Source organism: Bacillus sp. JHAA, from assembly GCF_036961585.1.
Lineage (GTDB): Bacteria > Bacillota > Bacilli > Bacillales > Bacillaceae > Bacillus > Bacillus velezensis.
In genome coordinates, this window is sequence record NZ_JBAMDE010000007.1 from 203,399 (window position 1) to 218,406 (window position 15,008).

At 45.0% G+C, this 15,008-nt stretch carries 17 protein-coding genes and 1 riboswitch; of the genes, 12 read left to right on the forward strand and 5 right to left on the reverse strand.

Going from position 1 to position 15,008, the window contains the following annotated elements; genetic code table 11:
* Positions 1-86 precede the first annotated feature (86 nt).
* The 3 genes from V7728_RS16865 (at position 87) to mgtE (ending at position 3,436) form a co-directional block, all read left to right on the forward strand.
* Positions 87-1,349, forward strand: a complete 1,263-nt coding sequence (locus V7728_RS16865) for a glycoside hydrolase family 18 protein (protein WP_015239721.1) — start codon at positions 87-89, stop codon at positions 1,347-1,349.
* Between the two features lie 87 nt (positions 1,350-1,436).
* Positions 1,437-1,574 (forward strand): transcriptional regulator SplA domain-containing protein, encoded by a 138-nt coding sequence (locus V7728_RS16870; protein WP_003154740.1) that lies wholly within the window; start codon positions 1,437-1,439, stop codon positions 1,572-1,574.
* Between the two features lie 106 nt (positions 1,575-1,680).
* A riboswitch (M-box (ykoK) riboswitch) is annotated at positions 1,681-1,846 on the forward strand.
* Between the two features lie 234 nt (positions 1,847-2,080).
* The gene (gene mgtE, locus V7728_RS16875; protein WP_012117400.1) at positions 2,081-3,436 is read left to right on the forward strand and encodes a magnesium transporter; all 1,356 of its coding nucleotides are present in this window, start codon (positions 2,081-2,083) and stop codon (positions 3,434-3,436) included.
* Between the two features lie 35 nt (positions 3,437-3,471).
* On the opposite strand, the gene tnrA is transcribed toward mgtE, so the two are convergent.
* The gene (tnrA, locus tag V7728_RS16880; RefSeq protein WP_003154734.1) at positions 3,472-3,804 is read right to left on the reverse strand and encodes a MerR family transcriptional regulator TnrA; all 333 of its coding nucleotides are present in this window, start codon (positions 3,802-3,804) and stop codon (positions 3,472-3,474) included.
* 193 nt (positions 3,805-3,997) lie between these two features.
* Between tnrA and V7728_RS16885 the strand changes: the two genes are divergently transcribed.
* The 4 genes from V7728_RS16885 (at position 3,998) to V7728_RS16900 (ending at position 5,764) form a co-directional block, all read left to right on the forward strand.
* Positions 3,998-4,153: a hypothetical protein gene (locus V7728_RS16885; protein ID WP_099566684.1), complete on the forward strand. Its 156-nt coding sequence runs from the start codon at positions 3,998-4,000 to the stop codon at positions 4,151-4,153.
* An 88-nt stretch (positions 4,154-4,241) separates the two neighbouring features.
* Complete coding sequence (locus tag V7728_RS16890) at positions 4,242-4,424, forward strand: Fur-regulated basic protein FbpA (protein WP_003154731.1); 183 nt, start codon at positions 4,242-4,244, stop codon at positions 4,422-4,424.
* A gap of 142 nt (positions 4,425-4,566) precedes the next feature.
* Positions 4,567-5,031, forward strand: a complete 465-nt coding sequence (locus tag V7728_RS16895) for a MarR family winged helix-turn-helix transcriptional regulator (RefSeq protein WP_007610911.1) — start codon at positions 4,567-4,569, stop codon at positions 5,029-5,031.
* 178 nt (positions 5,032-5,209) lie between these two features.
* Positions 5,210-5,764, forward strand: coding sequence for a YkoP family protein (locus V7728_RS16900; RefSeq protein ID WP_099566685.1), 555 nt, complete (start codon positions 5,210-5,212; stop codon positions 5,762-5,764).
* Positions 5,765-5,773: 9 nt separating this feature from the next.
* Here V7728_RS16900 and V7728_RS16905 read toward each other — a convergent pair whose 3' ends face one another.
* Positions 5,774-7,609, reverse strand: coding sequence for a DNA ligase D (locus tag V7728_RS16905; RefSeq protein ID WP_099566686.1), 1,836 nt, complete (start codon positions 7,607-7,609; stop codon positions 5,774-5,776).
* A gap of 2 nt (positions 7,610-7,611) precedes the next feature.
* A complete protein-coding gene (gene ku / locus V7728_RS16910; RefSeq protein ID WP_015239724.1) occupies positions 7,612-8,493 on the reverse strand; it encodes a non-homologous end joining protein Ku in 882 nt (293 codons plus the stop codon).
* Positions 8,494-9,041: 548 nt separating this feature from the next.
* Between ku and V7728_RS16915 the strand changes: the two genes are divergently transcribed.
* The 4 genes from V7728_RS16915 (at position 9,042) to V7728_RS16930 (ending at position 12,903) form a co-directional block, all read left to right on the forward strand.
* Positions 9,042-9,677 (forward strand): DedA family protein, encoded by a 636-nt coding sequence (locus tag V7728_RS16915; RefSeq protein ID WP_369878818.1) that lies wholly within the window; start codon positions 9,042-9,044, stop codon positions 9,675-9,677.
* Positions 9,678-9,922: 245 nt separating this feature from the next.
* Complete coding sequence (locus tag V7728_RS16920) at positions 9,923-10,705, forward strand: TerC family protein (protein ID WP_099566687.1); 783 nt, start codon at positions 9,923-9,925, stop codon at positions 10,703-10,705.
* A 276-nt stretch (positions 10,706-10,981) separates the two neighbouring features.
* Complete coding sequence (gene sigI, locus V7728_RS16925; protein ID WP_003154719.1) at positions 10,982-11,737, forward strand: RNA polymerase sigma factor SigI; 756 nt, start codon at positions 10,982-10,984, stop codon at positions 11,735-11,737.
* On the forward strand, positions 11,734-12,903 hold the full coding sequence (locus V7728_RS16930; RefSeq protein ID WP_099566688.1) for an anti-sigma-I factor RsgI family protein: 1,170 nt from the start codon (positions 11,734-11,736) through the stop codon (positions 12,901-12,903). Before sigI ends, V7728_RS16930 begins: the two co-directional genes overlap by 4 nt.
* A 6-nt stretch (positions 12,904-12,909) precedes the next feature.
* Here V7728_RS16930 and V7728_RS16935 read toward each other — a convergent pair whose 3' ends face one another.
* Together V7728_RS16935 and V7728_RS16940 are read right to left on the reverse strand one after the other, a co-directional pair.
* Positions 12,910-13,104 carry an alpha/beta-type small acid-soluble spore protein gene (locus tag V7728_RS16935; protein WP_003154717.1) on the reverse strand — a complete coding sequence of 65 codons (195 nt, stop codon included), beginning with the start codon at positions 13,102-13,104 and terminating at the stop codon, positions 12,910-12,912.
* 135 nt (positions 13,105-13,239) lie between these two features.
* Positions 13,240-13,941, reverse strand: a complete 702-nt coding sequence (locus V7728_RS16940) for a DUF1836 domain-containing protein (RefSeq protein WP_007407208.1) — start codon at positions 13,939-13,941, stop codon at positions 13,240-13,242.
* A gap of 150 nt (positions 13,942-14,091) precedes the next feature.
* Here V7728_RS16940 and htpX point away from each other — a divergent pair, with 150 nt between their 5' ends.
* Complete coding sequence (gene htpX / locus V7728_RS16945; protein ID WP_020955720.1) at positions 14,092-14,985, forward strand: protease HtpX; 894 nt, start codon at positions 14,092-14,094, stop codon at positions 14,983-14,985.
* Positions 14,986-15,008 lie beyond the last annotated feature (23 nt).

The window sequence follows — 15,008 nt, forward strand, 5'->3', positions numbered from 1 at the left end:
TCTCCAACAGAGTTTGGAATCGGACCGGATGATCATTCATAAAGATAAGAAGAGCCCTTTTGATCAAAAGGAAACGGAGGACATCTATGTTTGTTCATACAGTGCAGTCTGGTGACTCGTTATTTTCCATCAGCAGAAAGTACGGATACCCTGTTGACAGCATCAGAAGCGTCAACGGGCTTGAGGAAACGAATATCGTTCCGGGGCAGGCGCTTTTAATCCCTCTTAATGAATATACGGTTCAGCCGAATGATACGTATGCCGTTATCGCAGGTAAGGCTTATGTGCCGCAGATGCAGCTGATGCAGGCAAACCCGGATATTCCGCCGAACCGGCTGCGGGCGGGTATGAAAGTGAAGATTCCTGATATCTCTAACTATCTTGCGGGAACCCTGCAATTTTATGTCATTCGGACGCCTGAAGCGGATAGAGAGCTAATTAATGATTTTGCGCCGTATTCTTCGGCGATTTCTTTGTTTGAATATCATTTTGGCCCGAATGGAGATATCATTAACGATTTAAACGACAGAACCGCAATAGAAACCACATGGCAGAACAGAGTGCGTCCGCTTGCCGTCATTACGAATCTGACAGAAGGGGGATTCAGTCCGGAATTAGCCCATCAAGTGCTGCAAAATCCGACGGCAAGAACGAATCTCGTCAACAATATCGTCTCCTTAACCGTAAGAAAGGGGTACGGCGGTGTAAATATCGATTTTGAACGGGTCAGAGAAGCTGACAGGGACCTCTTCACAGGATTTCTCCGGCAGTTAAAAACCCGGCTTTCAGAGCATCAGCTCGCGTTAACGATATCGGTTCCGGCGAAAACAAGTGATGCAGTGCCGTGGCTGAGGGGATATGATTACGGCGGAATCGGAACCGTCGTCGATTATATGTTCATTATGGCGTACGACTGGCACCACGCCGGCAGTGAGCCGGGACCCGTGGCGCCTTTGACAGAGGTCAGGCAAACGATCAATTTTGCCATCAGCAGGGTGCCGAGAAGAAAAGTGATTCTCGGTGTTCCGCTGTACGGGTATGATTGGGTGATTCCGTACCGTCCCGGAACGATCGGATCCGCCATCTCCAATCAGCGCGCCATGGAAACGGCAATGAAGCATCAATCAGTGATCCGTTATTCCCAGCAGGAGCGTTCCCCTTACTTCCGGTATACTGATGAAAATGGAAGAACGCATGAAGTGTGGTTTGAGGATGTGCGGAGCATGAGTGAAAAAATGGTTCTCGTTCGGGAGTTCGGACTGCAGGCGATCGGCGCGTGGCAATTAACGCTCGGTTTCAAACCGGGCCCGTGGCTGCTTAGGAACTTTTTCACGATCCGAAAAATATAGCTGCATGTCCCGCTCCGCAAGTGATTTTTTTCCTATGATAACGGGTCTTCTTTTGGACAATCTAAAATTGAACAGGAGGTCTGTCATATGAAGAAAAGGGAAGAGCAGTATATCAACGAGGCTGAGTATGTACCGCATCCGACAAAAGAAGGGGAGTACGCGCTCATGCTGCATGAATCCTATCATTTCCTTTCAGAAGAGGATGAAAGCGATTTGCCGGAATAAGGGCTTTATGCCTTTATTCCGATTATTTTATAGGCATGTGCTGAAATCACAAATTTAAGGTTGACACATTCCTTTTTTTTCTGTAATCTCAGTGTGTCAATTCAAATAAGAACTTCGTTAGGTGAGGCTCCTGTATGGAGATACGCTGCTGCCCAAAAATGTCCAAAGACGCCAATGGGTCAACAGGAATCATCGACATAAGGTGATTCTTAACGCAGCTGGATGGCTGTCCTATGCCATACAGTGCTAAAGCTCTACGATTGGAGGCCCCGCACGTTTATTTGCCGTGCTTGTTTTCGCCTTCATATCAGAAGGTTTTTTTTATGCCTCAAAACGTACACGACTGAGCATGATAAGGAGGTGCGGAGTATGGATTCTCCCCATTCGAGTATGTCAGAAGAAGTACCCATATACAGCCAGATAACCAGTGACGACATGATGAGGAGACAAACCGCCGCACTTCCCTTGACGGACGGCGCGTCTCCGTAAAGGAGGTACGAGTCCCGATGGTCCAAAACATGACCTATGACGAACTCATATTACGCATTATCATTTTATTGCGGGACGGAAAAATAAAAGAATTCCGAAACATGATAGATGAGCTTCAGCCCTATGACATGGCATTTTTGTTTAAAGAAATGCCGGAAAAGCACCGGGCCCGCTATCTGTCATATATGACGGTTGATGACATCACCGACATGATCGGAGAGCTGGAGCGGGAATTTCAGCTTGCCGTTTTGCATAAAGTCGGTAAAACGAAAGCCACTCTCGCAATGAATAAAATGGATAACGACGATCTCGCCGCATTGCTGGAAGAGATGGATGAAGAACTGAAAGAACAGCTTTTATCCAGCATGGAGGCTGAGGAATCAAAGGCCGTGCAGCTTTTGATGAACTATCCGCAAGAATCGGCGGGACGGATGATGACGAACCGCTTCGTCTGGATTCCGCAGCATTATACAGTAAAAGATGCGGTTGTGAAGCTGAAAAGCTTTGCAGAAATCGCAGAATCAATAAATTATTTGTACGTAATTAATGACAGCAAGCAGCTTGTCGGAGTGCTCTCTTACAGAGATTTAATTCTCGGCGAGCCTGAGGATAAAGTGCAGGATCTCATGTTTACGCGTGTCATCTCGGCCGGGGTGCTCCAAGACCAGGAAGAAGTCGCCCGGCTGATCCAGCGGTATGACTTTTTAGCCATTCCGATCGTGGAAGAAAATCATGTGCTTGTCGGTATTGTCACTGTCGATGATATTATTGACGTCGTGATTAAAGAAGCCGATGAAGATTACGAAAAATTCGCAGCCTCCGGTAAGGCGATTACATTTGATACGAAAGCGTACGTTGCGGCGTACCGCCGTTTGCCGTGGCTCATTCTGCTTTTGTTTATCGGATTGATTTCCGGAAGCATTCTGAATTATTTTGAAGATACATTGCAAAAAGTCGTCGCCCTCGCGTTTTTCATGCCAATGATTGCGGGAACGACGGGTAATACAGGCACACAGTCACTCGCCGTCGTCATCAGAGGACTGGCTAAAGAAGAAATGAATAAAAAAACCATCTTTAAACTGATTTTCCGTGAATTAAGAACCGGTATCTACATCGGCATCGTCTGTGCGATCGCGATTACGATTGTCGCAACCGTCTGGCAGAAAGACTTAACGCTCGGTTTTGTCGTCGGTTCATCGCTGCTTGCAACGTTGATTATCGGTACGATGGCCGGAACGATCGTCCCTATTATTCTTCATAAACTGAACATTGACCCGGCGATTGCATCAGGACCGCTGATTACGACGCTGAACGATATTTTGTCCTTATTAATTTATTTCGGCATTGCAACTGCATTTCTTCATGCTTTATAAAAAAAGTCCGTCTCACAGGAGGCGGACTTTTTTGATCAGCGGTTTTTATACTTAAAATGAGCATTAAGCTGTCCTTCCAGCATTTTTTTGCGGAGCTGCGGGTCGTTTTTGAGAGCCTGTTCTTTTTTTCGCATGTCTTTTAAAATCTCAGCCGTCTGCACGCCGTCTTCCCGCTTGTTGGCAATATCCATCAGCCGCTCAACGTCCGCGAAGGAATACTTTCTCGTTCCCCGTGATGAACGCTGCGGATAGATTAATTTCCGTTCTTCATAGTATCTGATCTGTCTGACTGACAATCCGGTTAATTCGCTTACAATGCCGATCGAGATTACTTTTTTATCTTTGTAAGATTGTTCGTCTGTCGTCATTTTTCCACCCCTGGATGTCTTTTACTCATATTATATAAGAAAAAAAGAGAAAAAACCTGACGCTTGTCAGGTTTTCTGACGCGGAATAGAAAATTTTAGAAAAAAAGCGGCAGAAAAATTGACAAGGTTAATGCATGGTCCTGTGCCCCGTTTTATGCTTACTGTACAGACACAATGAGGAGGAAGGATAGGAATGGAGAAAGAAAAAGCGGTTTCGCTGGCAAAAGAAATCATTGAATTAGATATGAAACGTGATGAAATGCTGGAGGCGTTCATGCAGATTGCCGGGGAACACGCTTTTCCGCTGCTCAGAGCCGTTCAGAACGGACTTTACCGAAAAACATCATAATCTACAGAAGTTTTACAATGGCTTTATACGTCTTTGATATAAAAGCGTTATTCTGATCATAGAATAACGGAAAACAAAGGAGGCTGCCATGAGTCGTTTGCTTCAAAATGCATTGGACAAAGAGAGAAACCATTATTCCAAAAAGCTTCTGCAGATCGGAGTCTATACGAAAGAAATACTCAATTCCATGACAATTACGGAGCTGAGAAAGGAATACGCGTATTTTTTTCGGAACATTCCCTATAAAGAACGGAACCCTTATACAAATTAAATGATGTATAAGGGTATTTTTTTATATAAAAAAGAAGGAATTCTGAAAAACGGCACGAATAGAATATAAAACAAAGAACGACTCTTATGAATTGTAAGGGTTTACATTATTTTTTTATAAAAATCTTAAATACGGGGTAGATATGATGAGATTATCATTTAACGAAGAAGAAGTGATGCGTTCGATGAATTTGTACAAAGTTTTTGCAAGGGCTTTCAAGAGTGTGTCTGAACACAGCATCCGCGACAGTAAAGAACACGGTTTTAATCCGACTGAATTTGCCGTTTTGGAGCTGCTCTATACGAGAGGACCGCAAAAGCTTCAGCAAATCGGGTCGCGTCTTTTGCTTGTCAGCGGGAATGTTACCTATGTCATCGACAAGCTTGAAAGAAACGGGTTTTTGGTCAGAGAACAAGACCCTAAGGACAAACGGTCTGTTTACGCCCATTTAACTGATAAAGGAAACGAGTATTTGGATAAAATTTATCCGATTCATTCATTGAGAATTGCGAGAGCGTTTTCAGGACTTATGCCTGAGGAACAGGAACAGCTGATAGCCTTACTGAAAAAAGCGGGAATTCACAGCCAGCATTTGCTTTTCCGTTAAAAGAAAGCGGATACAGACACTCTTCTTCACGAAGAGTGTTTTTTTCTGTTCCGGACAGTAGAGCCTGAAGCGGTTTTTGCATAAGCTGATACAGGTCGGCATCATTATTTACCAATCATAATGTGACATGCCCCATGCCAAAATATGAGGGTGCTTTGAATATAAAGAAGGTGAACATGTGAGAAGCTGTCTGCTGTCTATATGGTACTTACTTGATCCGCTTTATTTCTTCTTTACCCGGCTGACGCTGATTGATAAACGGCAATCGAATGTATTCCGCGTCCGTTTGACTAGATATAAAGGAAAAGATGTCATCCTGAGCGACGGAACCAGAATTAAAAAAAACGACGTGTTAGTTAAGATTCATCTTCATAATGTCAAACTCCTGAAAGAGCTGCAGCCTATTGAAAGCGCGGTCAGAAGGGGGATTATGCTATATCAGAAGGTATATCAATCCATGCCTCATTTAGCGGATTATATTAACCAGCATAAACGGAAAGACGAGATTAAGGGAGTCGTCGGCATTACAATGCTTCATAAAGGAGCGGCGAGACTCGGTTTTGATGTGATAAAACCGTCCAGCGGCTGCTACAGGCTGTTTAAGAAAGCGGCCCATATTCCCATTTTATACTTTACTGCAAAACAGCTCACCCTCAGAAACATTCCTTACTCCTGCTATTTATTTATTTCCAAAGAAAAATTGATGTGCACGTATCAGACTGAAAAGAGCTGACAAAAAGCGTCAGCTCTTTCTCTTGATTTGCTCAAGCACGATTGAAAGCGGGCCGTCCTGCGGATTCCGGTAAAAATCATAAAACGGATCTCCCTCTGTCCTGACGCGGTTCACTACTGTATCGATCGTATAATCATCAGGTGTTAAAGAGGAGTTGACTTCGCTCCAATAAAGGGGAGCCGCAACCGTTCCCAATTCGTTGCCCCGGGTCGAATAGGGGGCGATAATGGTTTTCCCTTCGGCATGCTGCAAGTAATCTAGGTAGAGCCTGCCGTTTCGGTTTTTGATAAACCGCTCTGTCGTAAAAAGATCCGGCCGCGTCCTGACGCAATAATCGGCGATGAGCATTGTGAACGCACGGGTTTCTTCATAGGTGAATGCTTCCGGTGAAAGCGGGATGTAGAGCTGAATGCCTTTATTTCCGGAGAGCTTCGGGAATGACGTAATGCTGAATGAGTCAAACAGCTGTTTCAGCACATGCGCAGCCTCCACTGCCATAGGAAAATCATTCCTTGACGGAGGATCAAGATCAATGACGATTTCTGCGGGCCTTTCAGAATGCACTGTCTGAAACGGAACGTGAAATTCAAGCGCCAGCTGATTAGCCAGCCATAAAAGTGACGGTATGCTGCTGCATACGATGTGCTCGTGGCTCCCGTCAAACACGCTTGAGACAAAGTCCGGCGTGTAGTCCGGTTTGTTTTTTTGAAAAAAAGATTCGCCAGGCGCGCCGTGCGGATAACGGATCACCGTGACGGCCCGATCTTTAAGAAAGGGCATAAGAAAATCGCTCATTTTCACCATATAACTAAGGAAATCTGCTTTCGTTTTTTCACGTTTTTTAAAAACAATCTTATCCAGGCTTGTGAACTGCAGCTTCGGCGGCAGCGTTTTAGAGCGGAGGATAAGCTGCTGATACGTGCATTCCGTCCAATCCATTTCAAACTGAAAAGACACAAAAGATACTTCACGCAGCGTGTCCTGCAATATGGTTAAATACTGCACGGTCATGCAGATAGAAGGCTCAAGTGTATACTCGCCGCTTTTTTGTTTTTTTCCGTGGGTCTCCATAATGGTTCTGACGGCGTTTTTTTCTTCCGCCTGCATGCCGTGGGAAACGGACGCGATCGGGACGGCGGTGCCGTCTTTTAAAACAGAGGCCGTTATATACCCGTTCTTCGGATTAAACCCGGTTAATAGCACATGTGCCGTTTTCATATGTTTATACTTTTGCCAGTCGGGAGACCGTTTATTTTCCGCCCAGCCGCTGGAAGCCCTTTTTGCTACGATACCTTCTCCGTCATGGCGGACGACCTTGTCCCAAAGCGCATCAAATTCAGTGTGTTCCGGAATGTATTGAATCGCTTCTTCCGCTAAGTGATGAGGGCAGGCGGGAAGATTTGCTTCTTTAAGCAGTTTGGAAAGGGCGCGTTTCCGTTTCACATACGGTAATGAGACGGTGCCGGCGCCTTCCAGAACGAGGAGATCAAATGCCAGAAAGCGGCACGGCCGTCTATCAGCGGTGCGTTCAATTGCTTCCGTCCGTTTTAAACGTCCGCGGATTTGAAGATGCTCAAAGTCCGCTCTGTACGGATTGATTAAATAGACAAGCTCTCCGTCAAGCGTAATGGGGAACCTGTCTTTCATGTGCTGAAAACACCGGGCCGCAAAAACCGTGATTTCCGGAAATTGATTCGTCAGCGTCTGTCCGTTTCTGCTGGTTAATGTAACGCCGCTTTCGTCTATGCGGAGAAGACAGCGGAATCCGTCATACTTTACCTCATAGCGCCACTCACTGCCTTCAGGCGGTACAGAGGTCAAAATCGGCTGCATCGTCAGCACCATGATTAAGACGTTCCGGCTTTTTGTCTGGTCGTCTTCTGCTTTTTGCCTCCGCCGCCTGCTGACGCGGCGTCTTTTGGCCGCGCCGGTGCAGCCTGTTCGCGATCCGGCCGCTTCGTCCGGTCAATGCTTGCCTGAAGCGCGCTGACAAGATCGATGACATCTTCGCGCGGGCCGGCAGCAGCCGGTGTCACGCCCGCTTCTTCATGTTCGAGCTTATCGTTAATTTTAGCGAGAAGGGCTTTCCGGTACGTATCTTCGTATTGTTCCGGGTCAAACTCGGTTGTCAGCTCATTAATTAACGTAATCGCCGTCTGCAGCTCTTTTTCATTAACGGCTGTCTGCTCGGGAACGCCCGGCACATGTCCGGCATTTCTGACTTCATCCGGATAATGAATGGATTCCATCACGATGCAGTTGTCATACACGCGAAGAATCGCAAGCTGCTGTTTAGAGCGGATCGTAATGGAGGCAATCCCGATTTTACCCGTCGTCCTCAGCGCTTCCCGCAGAAGTGTATAGGCTTTTGTGCCGTTATCTCCCGGCCCGACATAATACGACCGGTTAAAATAAATCGGATCAATTTCCTGCAGCTGGACAAAGTCAACAATCTCAACCGCTTTTTCTTCATGTTCCTGTTTTACGTCTTTCAAGTCTTCGTCTGTCATAATGACGTATTTCCCTTTTACATACTCATAGCCTTTCACGATTTCATCAGGTTCCAGACTCTTTTCACATCCGGTGCAGATTTTTTCGTATTTAATCGGCGCATGGTCTTCTTTATGAAGACTGCGGAATTTTATATCTTTATCTTCAGTGGCCGCGAAGAGCTTGACCGGGATATTGACGAGGCCGAAACTGATCGAACCCTTCCACATCGTGTGCATGAATAAAAACTCCTTTTTGTCTTTATTGTGGATAAACGGGTCCGTTCCATGTGTAGCAACTTATGGGTGATGCGGCGCTTCATGGAGCGTATGCTGTTCCATTTCCTCAGGCGGAAATGGTCGGCTGAAAAGGAAATGAATTCTTTATTTACAATTAGTGAATCGGTAAGTTCTTTAAAGCGCTGAAGTCCCTGAAAACCATCAGTGGTAATCAAAAAGATTATACAAAATCATTCCCCGGGAAATGCCCCGCATTCCCATGTAGTGACTGAGAAAATTTCCCGCTCCCATATGAACTGAATCCGCGGTCAGCCGCCGCTTACCGCGAAGGGTAATTTTTCCGGAGAACTTAAGTGATATAACCGCCGCCAGACAAGCAATCAGGAGACAGGCGGGACGTTGTATTGCGCATGTCATTCCCTCCCGCTATACCGATCTGAAACGACTCACATTTATAACGGGCATGTCTAAAAGATATTTCAGACTCAAGGTTTTGTGTTAAAATCATTCTTAAGTTTCGGAATATAGACGTAAGCCGGGAGTGATAGATCATCGAAGATTTCATCATATCAATAATTGAAGCGTTTAAAAGCTTATCTTACGCCGGAATTTTTTTGGCGCTCAGTATAGAATTCATCCCGGCGGAAATTGTTCTTCCGCTTGCGGGCTATTGGGTCTCAAAAGGGGATATGACGCTTGCCGGGACCGTGTTTGCCGGTTCGCTCGGCGGTGTTTCAGGTCCGCTTGTCTTATATGGAATCGGCAGGCTGGGCGGTCGGCCGTTTTTGCTGAAATATGGAAAGTATATATGGATAAAACCCGAATCCCTGCAGAAATCAGATGATTTCTTTCAGAAGCACGGAGGTTTGGTCGCGTTCAGCGGCCGTTTTATACCGGGGGTCAGGACGCTGATTTCTTTACCGTGCGGCATTGCGAAGATGAATGTCTGGGTGTTCTCTCTATATACATATGCAGCGATGCTGCCGATTACATTTGCTTACGTATACCTCGGAATGAAACTCGGGGAAAATTGGAAAAGCGTCGGTTCCATTCTCGATCAATATATGCTGCCGCTCGGTATATTCATTGTGTTGCTTCTCATTCTTTGGATGTTTTTAAAGAGAAGAAAACAGCGGGCCAAAACAGAAAAAATTTCTCAATTTGTTAAAAAAGTTAAGCGTTGACAAATGATGAAACAGGCTTTATCATGAGCGTATAAACAAATATTTCTTGAAATCCCAAAGGGGAGTAGCGTCCGGATATTCCGGAAACAAAGTCGTCAATTCATGGATCATATCCATCGGCTTTGTTGGCATGCCAATCATTCATGTCTAGCAAGACCTTTGCCTTATATCGGCAAAGGTCTTTTTTGCGTAAAAAACCGCCGGTATAAGCTCGGATGATAGAAAAAAGAAACGGAGGGAATGGATTGGACTTTGCATTATTATTGGAGTATGGATGGGTTCTTCTCGTTTTAATCGGGCTGGAAGGGATTTTGGCGGCGGATAACGCGCTGGTGATGGCTGTGATGGTGAAGCATCTTCCTGAAAAACAAAGGAAGAAGGCTTTATTTTACGGATTGGCGGGCGCATTTATTTTGCGTTTCGGGTCGCTGTTCGCCATTTCTTTTCTGGTGAATGTTTGGCAGGTCCAGGCCGTCGGCGCTTTATATCTGTTTTACATTGCGGTCAGCCATTTGCTGAAGCGGTATGTATTTAAAGATAACGCCGGTCAAAAAATGCAGAAAGAAAGCGGGTTTTGGCAGACAGTCTTGAAAGTGGAGCTCGCGGACATCGCTTTTGCCGTTGACTCCATTTTAGCGGCGGTCGCGCTTGCCGTAACGCTCCCGGGAACTCAGCTTCCTGCCATCGGCGGCTTGGACGGCGGTCAGTTTCTCGTTATTTTAGCCGGCGGCGTAATCGGTTTAATCATTATGCGTTTTGCTGCATCAATGTTCGTATCCTTACTAAAAACCAAGCCGGGCCTTGAAACGGCGGCATTTGTGATTGTCGGATGGGTAGGCGTGAAGCTCGCTCTTTATACATTGGCCCATGAGGAACTCGGTATCATTCCGGCAGATGTCATCCATTCGGCGGCCTGGAAAATCATTTTCTGGGCGGTTCTGGCTACCATTGCGGTTTGCGGATGGTTTATGTCAGGAGCAAAACAAATAGAGTCTGGCGCGGAATCGGAAAAAAGAGAACACGCGTAAAATGATCAAAAAGGGAGTCTGGCTTTTTAAAAAGCAGGTTCCCTTTTTTGTTTGAAACGCTTACATTTAAGACATATGATAACAATTTTATAACAGCATTGTTACAAAAAACACAGAGAAAACCCCCTTAATTCTGCATGGGGGCACGAAATCATGTATAGTACGTCTTATTGGCTTGTCATAATTGAGACAAATGAAATCGATTTCTCTTTTTCTTCCTTTGCGAATCCCTACTAAATTAGCTATGATTATGAGTAGTTATAGGGAGGAACTGAGGTGAAACCAGTGCTTAGCCTTTTGTTTAAATTGGGAAAAAAGAAGCAAACGCTTGAAACATCTGTTGAAAAAATACAAAAAGGCGACAAAGATCTGCAGAACGATTTAATACAGCAATATAAGCCTTTTATCGCGAAGACGGTTTCATCCGTTTGTAAACGATATATAGATGAAAAAGACGACGAATTCAGCATCGGGCTGATCGCGTTTAACGAAGCCATTGAAAAATATTCGGCTGAAAAAGGTAATTCGCTGCTTGCATTTGCAGAGCTGATTATAAAAAGAAAAGTGATAGATTATATCAGAAAAGAAGCAAGAACCGCTCAGCATATCAATATGGATGTGCAGGAAGGCGACGACCAGGAATCTTCGCAGAGCCTTATCGAAGCGGAGCTTTCCATTGATGAATACCGCAAACAGATAGAACAGGAACAGCGCCGGGAAGAAATTCTTTTTTTTCAGAAGCAGCTGAAAGAATACGGCCTGTCTTTTAAAGAGCTGCTGGAACAATCGCCGAAGCATACAGATGCGAGGCAGAATGCGATTAAGGTAGCCTACACGCTTGTTGAAAATGAAGAGCTGGCGTCCATTTTGCACCAGAAAAAACAGCTTCCTGTCAAGCAGCTGGAGCAGCTCGTGTCGGTCAGCAGAAAAACGATCGAACGGAACCGAAAATATATCATCGCCATGAGTATTATTATTACCGGTGATTATATTTATTTAAAAGATTATCTTAAAGGGGTGTTGCACTCATGAGAAGAGGGATCATAGTAGAGAAAAATAAAAAATTCGTCACGTTGCTAACCCCTGACGGACAATTTTTAAAAACAAAAAATGATCACCGCACTTGTGAAATCGGAGAGGAAATTACGTTCGAAGGCGAAACGCGTATGGGAAGAAGGGCCAGCTTTTTTGATTTTCTGAAACTGCGCCCTTTTAAATTGGGAGTATTTACGATGACTGCTATTATTTTGTTTATTTTAATTTTGCTCCCGGTTTTTTCTGATAACAAAGCTTACGCGTATATGACGCTTGACATTAATCCCAGCATTGAAATGGCTTTAAACAGCAAATATGAAGTCATTGAACTGACACCGCTGAACCATGACGCCAAACAGGTCATCAGTGACATCGGAGATTGGAAAAGCAGCGATTTTAAGGAAGTCATCAGTAATATTATTACCGATTGCAGCAAGCATGGATATGTAAAGGAATCAAAAGAGATTTTAATTTCCACGGTTTATGAAAATACAGATGACAATACATATAAAAAAGGCGTTAAAAAACAGCTGGACGACATGACTGAAAAATATAAGGGCACCTACCAGGTCCAATCGCTTGAATCTGATATGGAAACAAGAGAAAAAGCAAAACAGGAAGGGATGTCAACAGGCAGCTACATAAGAAGAAACGAAAAGAAAACAGAAGAAAAACAGCCTGAAAAGCAGACCGACGGCAATGAAACAGATCAAAAAGATACCGAAACAGACGCTGATCAAAGCGAGCAGCCGGACACAGACAAGCCGGCGGTTGATGAAAAGACAGCTCCTGATGAAGAAAAGGCAGCAGAGAAGCCGGGAAACAATGAAACAACGCCCGGTACGGAAGAAGCGAAGCCGGACAGTCAGGACGGCAATCAGCAAACCGAAAAAAATGCAGCTTCCGGATCAGAGGAAAACACACAGAAGGAACAAGATGGGGAAACAGAGCAGCCCCCAACACAAAATCCTCAGGAAAACGGAAATGACAAAGAGCCTAAGCAAAAGTATTACAATCATTACTGGAATCATGATCGCAATGAACATTGGGAATCCTATCGGCATCATGAAGATTCGTCAGACCGAAGGAATCCGAACGGCTACCGGCACGGAAAGGAGAATGCCGATAAATATCAAAATTCGCCGAGAAGTCCCGGCGAATAAGCTGCATTATTGATTTTTCCCGTTTAATTGTGATTGAGCCTGCTGTACAAGACGTTTTGTCATTTCCCCGCCTACAGAGCCGTTTGCGCGTGCTGCTGTATCAGAGCTAAGGTTCACGCCGAATTCTTGAGCCACTTCGTATTTAAATTGGTCAAGTGCCTGCTCAGCCCCTGGAACTAAGAGTTTATTTCTGCTCGCCATCTTTTTCATCTCCTTTTCTCTGGCAAGATGTGTTTTCGCGTTTTAGTTTCAAACGGAACGGTATTGATTATGCTGGCAATTGTTGTACAACAAAAAAACCCCGGCGCAGACACCGGGGCGAAGAAGCGTTATGAATTATAATAAATGGCTGGTCATTTTGTAGGCTGAGGCTTGAATATGGAAAGTCAAAACGGAGAGCACCGTGACGGCGATTATGGATCTGATATTGTTCCATTGTCCGCTTCCGAGTTCTTTAAAGCAGCCTTTGAGCTTGTCCGTCTGCTCTTCGACGAGCTCCTGCAGGCTCGTTTCCTTCATCGGCGGGTTTGCCTTATGATGAAGATAATCAATCACTTGGGCGCAGCTTTCATAGTAGCTGATCGGGCTGATGACGTCGTCTGATCTGTCTGTGATCGTGTTAAAAGCGATTTTTAATATGCCGCGTATATGTTCGAAGTCATAAATTGATTTTAAATCACGTACAATGAGAAGGATGACAGCTTGTTCAATTGTATATTTTTTGCCGAGTAAGGGGTGGCCGATTAAATCTTTAATATCGCGCTTCACCCAGTTTTGGACGGCGGTTGATTTTAAAGACGTCAGCTCGCACAGATTTCCCAGCTCGACAATCTCGTTAGTTGAAAGCCCGTACTCCTTTTTCTCTTTTTTTCGTTCGAATCTCGTCAGAAATTCAGGGATATGCAGACGGCTTTCCGCTTCATCCAAGGTCATATCCGCTGATTGCAATAAGATTTGGAGAGGGGTTGCGTCTCCTTGGCCTTTTAGCGCGTAAAGAAGCCGGACCATATCAGTTCGGGTCAGTTTAAACGTGTTCATGGTTCACCTCTGATTGATTACGTGTTCACTTTTTTTAATATCACTGAGAATTACATTAACATCATACGTCGAAATTGTTGCATTTTCAAACAGATCATTTATAATTTAAGTAAATAAGTTCTTTTGATCTTAAAAAAGACGGAGGTAATTATGGCGAAAAGAATATTTCTGTTTATTTTAACGAACCTTTTGGTCATTACGACAATCGGAATTGTGCTTACGATTATTACAAGCGTTACCGGTGTCGGCTCGTATATACAAAATGGCCGCATTGATCTGATGGCATTGCTCGTGTTCAGTCTTGTCGTCGGTTTTGTCGGTTCTTTTATTTCACTCGGAATGTCCAGATGGATGGCCAAAACGATGATGGGCGTCCGGGTGTTAAATCCGAAGAAACAGTCGCTCAACTATGAAGAACAGCAATTGGTTGACCGCGTGCACAGATTGTCCCGTGCCGCAGGGATGACGAAAATGCCTGAAGTCGGCATTTATCATTCCCCGGAGGTCAATGCTTTTGCGACCGGACCTTCTAAGCGCCGTTCGCTTGTCGCGGTTTCTTCAGGTTTATTGCAGCAGATGGATGATGCTGCGGTGGAAGGGGTCCTTGCCCATGAAGTCGCACACATCACAAACGGTGATATGGTCACGATGACGCTGCTGCAGGGAATCGTCAATACGTTCGTCGTATTCCTTTCCCGAATCGCGGCATGGGTTGCAAGCCGCTTTGTCAAAGAAGACCTCGCGCCGGTCGTTCATTTTATCGCGATGATCGTGTTTCAGATTATCTTTTCCATTCTCGGCAGTCTTGTCGTCTTCGCCTACTCGCGCCATAGAGAGTTTCACGCTGACCGCGGCGGTGCAGACCTTGCCGGCAAGGATAAAATGATTCACGCCCTGCGTACGCTGAAGTCTTATACAGGACATGTGAATGAAGAGGACCAGACGGCGGTGCAGACGTTAAAAATTAACGGCAAGAAGCATTCGTCACTGTTCTCCACACACCCTGATCTCGATGAGCGCATCCGCAGGCTGGAAGCAAAATAATCAACAAAACCTCTGACAATCGT

What these genes read in the sequence shown, in the direction of transcription:
- V7728_RS16865 (WP_015239721.1), top strand. Translation starts at nt 87, where the DNA reads ATGTTTGTTCATACAGTGCAGTCTGGTGACTCGTTATTTTCCATCAGC.
- V7728_RS16870 (WP_003154740.1), top strand. Translation starts at nt 1,437, where the DNA reads ATGAAGAAAAGGGAAGAGCAGTATATCAACGAGGCTGAGTATGTACCG.
- mgtE (WP_012117400.1), top strand. Translation starts at nt 2,081, where the DNA reads ATGGTCCAAAACATGACCTATGACGAACTCATATTACGCATTATCATT.
- tnrA (WP_003154734.1), bottom strand. Translation starts at nt 3,804, where the DNA reads ATGACGACAGACGAACAATCTTACAAAGATAAAAAAGTAATCTCGATC.
- V7728_RS16885 (WP_099566684.1), top strand. Translation starts at nt 3,998, where the DNA reads ATGGAGAAAGAAAAAGCGGTTTCGCTGGCAAAAGAAATCATTGAATTA.
- V7728_RS16890 (WP_003154731.1), top strand. Translation starts at nt 4,242, where the DNA reads ATGAGTCGTTTGCTTCAAAATGCATTGGACAAAGAGAGAAACCATTAT.
- V7728_RS16895 (WP_007610911.1), top strand. Translation starts at nt 4,567, where the DNA reads ATGATGAGATTATCATTTAACGAAGAAGAAGTGATGCGTTCGATGAAT.
- V7728_RS16905 (WP_099566686.1), bottom strand. Translation starts at nt 7,609, where the DNA reads ATGGTGCTGACGATGCAGCCGATTTTGACCTCTGTACCGCCTGAAGGC.
- ku (WP_015239724.1), bottom strand. Translation starts at nt 8,493, where the DNA reads ATGCACACGATGTGGAAGGGTTCGATCAGTTTCGGCCTCGTCAATATC.
- V7728_RS16930 (WP_099566688.1), top strand. Translation starts at nt 11,734, where the DNA reads ATGAGAAGAGGGATCATAGTAGAGAAAAATAAAAAATTCGTCACGTTG.
- V7728_RS16935 (WP_003154717.1), bottom strand. Translation starts at nt 13,104, where the DNA reads ATGGCGAGCAGAAATAAACTCTTAGTTCCAGGGGCTGAGCAGGCACTT.
- V7728_RS16940 (WP_007407208.1), bottom strand. Translation starts at nt 13,941, where the DNA reads ATGAACACGTTTAAACTGACCCGAACTGATATGGTCCGGCTTCTTTAC.
- htpX (WP_020955720.1), top strand. Translation starts at nt 14,092, where the DNA reads ATGGCGAAAAGAATATTTCTGTTTATTTTAACGAACCTTTTGGTCATT.